The 4,406-nt window shown below is 74.3% G+C and carries 4 protein-coding genes; all 4 read left to right on the top strand.

Annotation, left to right across the window (positions count from 1 at the left end; all coding sequences use genetic code 11):
- Positions 1-1,058: tetratricopeptide repeat protein (locus tag J0670_RS31255; RefSeq protein WP_207815234.1), on the top strand; the 1,058-nt coding region annotated here is incomplete at its 5' end.
- Positions 1,059-1,298: 240 nt separating this feature from the next.
- Positions 1,299-1,487 carry a hypothetical protein gene (locus J0670_RS31250; protein WP_207815233.1) on the top strand — a complete coding sequence of 63 codons (189 nt, stop codon included), beginning with the start codon at positions 1,299-1,301 and terminating at the stop codon, positions 1,485-1,487.
- A 40-nt stretch (positions 1,488-1,527) separates the two neighbouring features.
- Positions 1,528-3,963 carry an FxsB family cyclophane-forming radical SAM/SPASM peptide maturase gene (locus J0670_RS31245; RefSeq protein ID WP_207815231.1) on the top strand — a complete coding sequence of 812 codons (2,436 nt, stop codon included), beginning with the start codon at positions 1,528-1,530 and terminating at the stop codon, positions 3,961-3,963.
- Positions 3,964-3,970: 7 nt separating this feature from the next.
- Positions 3,971-4,406 (top strand): AAC(3) family N-acetyltransferase (locus J0670_RS31240; RefSeq protein WP_207815229.1); only part of this gene is annotated, 436 nt, incomplete at its 3' end.

Below are 4,406 nucleotides of genomic sequence, written 5' to 3'. Positions count from 1 at the left end.
ACGTGCTCAGGCTCCAGGGCGCGGCACAGGATGCGTACCGGACCGACCGGGAGGCGTGGGAGCGGCTGACCGAACTGCTCGGCCCCGACCACCTGCACACCATCGCGGCCGCCGCCGGCCTCGGCGGCGACCTGCGCCAACTCGGCCGCTACGCCGAGGCGCAGGCGCTCGACCGGCGGACGCTGGAGGCCGCCGAGAGGGTCCTCGGGCCGGACCACCCGCGCACCATGATGAGCCTCAACAACCTGGCCGTCTCCGCCTTCCTGGCCGGCGACCTCGACGACTCCTTCGAAGGCCACTCGACCGCCGCGGCCCGTCAGCGGTCGGTGCTCGGCGAGGACGACCTGTACACCGTCATCTCCGAACTCAACCGGGCCCGTGCCCTGCGCGAGGCCGGGCGGTACGAGGAGGCGCGGGCCGCGCTCGCGGGCACGGTCGAGCGCTCCCGCGCGCGCTACGGCGAGGACCACGACGGCACCCTGCGCGGTCTGCGGCACCTCGGCGGCGCGCTGCTGCGGCTCGGCCGGTACGAGGAGGCGCGGGCCGCCGACGAGGAGGCGTACCGCCGGGGGCTGGCCCGGTACGGGGCCGACCACCCGGAGACCGCGGCCGCGGCCGGGAACCTCGCCGTCGACCTCGCCGCGCTGGGCGAGAGCGGGCGCGCGGTCGAGCTGGCCCGGGCGGTGTTCGAATACCACCGCGCCCACCTCGGCGAGGAGTACCCGACCACCCTGATCGCCGCCGGGAACCTCGCGGTGCTGCTGCGCCGGGACGGTCGCGTGGAGGAGGCCGCGGCACTGTCCGGGCGGGTGCTGGAGGGGCTGCGGGCGCAGCTGGGGGAGCGGCACCGGTACGTCGGGGCGGCGCTGCTGAACCACGCCAACTCGCTGGCCGCGGTGGGCGATCCGGCCGGTGCGCGGGAGCTGGACGAGCGGGCCGCGGAGGTGCTGGCGGAGTCGCTGGGGCCGGACCACCCCGACTCCCGGGCGGCGTTCGGCAACCTGGCGGCCGACCCTTCCGGGCGGGCGGACGTCTTCGTGGAGGCGCCGCCGGTGTGATCGGGCCCCTGACCTCTGACCCCGGCCCCCGTGGCCGCCTGTGCGCCGGTCGAGTGCCCTCACGCGACCGCTGGACGGGTGAACTTTTGGCGAGACGCCGCAGCCTGAAGCGGGTAGTGGGCAGTCAGGGGCTCGTAAGGGAGCGTCGCGACGTGCAGGCGCGCAGTACCCTTGCGACCAAGCCGGGGTATATACCCGGCGGTGCTTCTCTCTAACCCCCATCGTGGAAGAGAATCGAACATGACATCCGCACTGGACACCACGCCCCGCACCGAACTGACGGAGCCTCAGCCGAACCGCGGTGACGATCGGCCGTCGCTGGACGACCTCGCCCGACTCGGCGCGGAGGAACTCGCCGCCAGGCTTCACCGAGCCCTCCCCGACACCGGAGCGGGAGTTCCGGTCGCGGCCTTCAACTCCTCCATCTGATCGGCCGACCCGCCGTCGGCTCCGCTGAATCCGATCGACCATGACGCCAACTCCGCGACCTCTCACCCAGTTCGTCGTGAAGGTCCACAGCCGGTGTGATCTCGCCTGCGATCACTGCTACGTGTACGAGCATGCCGACACCAGTTGGCGGCGACGTCCCAAGGTCATCGGTGAAGAAGTCCTGAACGCCGTCGCCGAGCGGATCGGCGAGCACGCCGCCTCCCACCGGCTGCCCGTTGTCCGGGTCGTCCTGCACGGGGGAGAGCCCCTGCTCGCCGGCCCGGACCGACTGCGCCACGCCGCCGAGGCGCTCCGGGCGGCGCTGCCCCCCGGCTGCGCGTTGGACCTGCGCATCCACACCAACGGAGTCCAACTCTCCAAGGACTACTGTGAACTCTTCGCCGACCTGGGCGTGAAGGTCGGCATCTCGCTGGACGGCGACAAGGCCGCCAACGACCGCCACCGTCGCTTCGCCGACGGGCGCAGCAGCCACCCCCAGGTGCTGCGGGCGGTCGCGCTGCTGAACGAGCCCGAGTACCGGCACCTGTTCGCCGGGCTGCTGTGCACCGTCGACATCGAGAACGACCCGGCCGCGGTCTACCGGGCGCTGGCCGAACTGGAGCCCCCGGCCGTCGACTTCCTGCTGCCGCACGCCACCTGGGAGGAGCCGCCCAAGCGGCTCCCGGGCGGCGGGGAGACTCCGTACGCCGACTGGCTGCTCACCGTCCACAGGCTGTGGGAATCGGACGGGCGGCCGTTCGCCGTCCGGACCTTCGAATCCGTGCACCGGACGCTGCGCGGATTCTCCAGCCTCACCGAGTCGCTCGGACTGGAGCCCTCGGACCTCGCCGTCCTGGAGACGGACGGGTCCTTCGAGCAGGCCGACAGCCTGAAGACCGCGTACGACGGTGCGCCCGCCACCGGGATGAACGTTTTCGCGCACAGCCTGGACGACCTCGCCCGCCACCCCGGCATCGCCGCCCGGCAGTCCGGCCTGGCCGGACTGAGCGAGGAATGCCGGTCCTGTCCGGTGGTCCGCTCCTGCGGGGGCGGGCTGTACGCCCACCGCTACCGGGCGGACACTGACTTCGACAATCCCTCCGTCTACTGCGGTGACCTCATGCAGCTCATCAACGGCATCAATGGCATCAACGGCATTTCGGAGAGCGGTGGTTCGTCCACCGGGCCGGCGGCGGTCCCGGCGGCTCCGGCGGTCCCGGCGCAGGGCGGGGAGTCGCTGCTGCCGACCGCGCTCACGCCGGCGCAGGTCGAGGAACTGGCCCGGGGGTACGGGGGAGCGGACACCGTCTCCGCGCTCGCGGAATCCCAACTCGCGCTCACCCGGGCGATGCTGGCCGCCGCCTGGGACGCCTCCGGGCAGGGGCGCGCGGAGGCGTGGAGCCTTCTGTCGGCGCTCGACGTGGGCGCGCCCGCCGCCGTGGACGCCGTCCTCGCGCACCCGTACGCCCGCGCCTGGGCGGCCCGGCGGCTCGCCGGGGACCTCTCCGTCGGGCTCGGGCCGCTGGCCGCGCTGGCCGCGGCGGCGGCGGTGCGGGCCGGGCGCGGGGATGCGGTCGCCGTCCCGGTGCGGGGCGGGTGGCTGCACCTGCCGACGCTCGGGCGGATCGCCGTACCGGACGGGGAGGCGGTGGTCACGGGCCTGGCGGACGGCTTCGAGGTGCGGGCCTCGGGCGGGTCGGTGTTCACCGCGTACGACCAGCCGCTGCGGAGGGTCCGGCTGGCCGGGGGGTGGACGGTCGCGCTGGAGGACCTCGACCCGCTGCGGGACAGCCACGACCACCCGGTGGCCGATCGGCTGTCGGAGAGCGAACTGCTGGGCTGGACGGGCGCGTTGCGGGAGGCCTGGGAGCTGCTCGGGCGCGACCTTCCCGGGTACGCGGAGGGGATCCGCGCGGGGCTGGGCACCGTCACGCCGCTGCGGCCGGGACCGGCCGGACGGGACGTCAGCTCGGCGGCGCGGCAGGCGTTCGGGGCGGTCGGCATCGCGCGGCCCGCCACCGCGCCGACACTGGCGCTGCTGCTGGCGCACGAGTTCCAGCACGTGAAGCTGGGGGCCGTGCTGGACCTGTTCGACCTCTACGACCGGGCCGACGAGCGGCTGTACTTCGCTCCCTGGCGGCCCGATCCGCGCCCGCTGGAGGGCCTGCTCCAGGGCACGTACGCGCACCTGGCGGTCACCGAGTACTGGGGCACGCGGACGGCCGCGTACGACGGGCTGCCGGGCGAGGCCGCCGACCGGGCGCGGGCGCAGTTCACGCTCTGGCGGCGGTACACGGCGGAGGCGGTCGAGCGGCTGGTCGAGTCTGGGGCGCTGACGGGCGTCGGCGTGCGGTTCGTCGAGGGGATGCGGGAGAGCCTCGCCCCGTGGCTCGCCGTGCCGATGCCGAGGGCCGCCGAGCAGTCCGCCGACCGGATCCGGGACGAGCGCGGCCACGTCCGTGCGACGGGGGCCTGATGCCGGTATGACGACCATGCTGCCCCGTACCGCCCGCACCGGTGCCGCCCTCATTGGTTCCGCCCGCGCCCGGAACACCCTCACCACCGGGCAGTTGGCCGTCGGACTCGCCGAACTCGGCGTCCGGCCGGGAATGGTGCTCCACGTCCAGGCGTCCCTGCGCGCCCTCGGCTGGGTGACCGGCGGCGCGGCCGGGGTGGCCGACACCTTGCTCGACGCCCTGGGCGGCGCAGGGACGCTGGTCGCCTACACCGCCAACCCCGAGAACTCGGCGACCTCGCGGATCCACAAGAACGCCATCGCCGGACTCTCCCCGGCGCAGGTCACCGCCTACCTCGACCGGATGCCGCCCTACGACCCGGCGAGTACTCGCTGTTCCCCGACCATGGGCGCCCTCTCCGAGGAGATCCGCACCCGCCCCGGCGCCGTGCGCAGCAGCCACC

The sequence above is a fragment of the Streptomyces sp. FH025 genome (assembly GCF_017427025.1).
Classification (GTDB): domain Bacteria; phylum Actinomycetota; class Actinomycetes; order Streptomycetales; family Streptomycetaceae; genus Kitasatospora.
Note: the sequence above shows the minus strand (reverse complement) of the source record. Positions and strands in the feature narration are given on the sequence as shown.

Excerpts from the sequence above, each read along its gene's own strand:
- J0670_RS31250 (WP_207815233.1), top strand. The coding sequence starts at position 1,299 with ATGACATCCGCACTGGACACCACGCCCCGCACCGAACTGACGGAGCCT.
- J0670_RS31245 (WP_207815231.1), top strand. The coding sequence starts at position 1,528 with ATGACGCCAACTCCGCGACCTCTCACCCAGTTCGTCGTGAAGGTCCAC.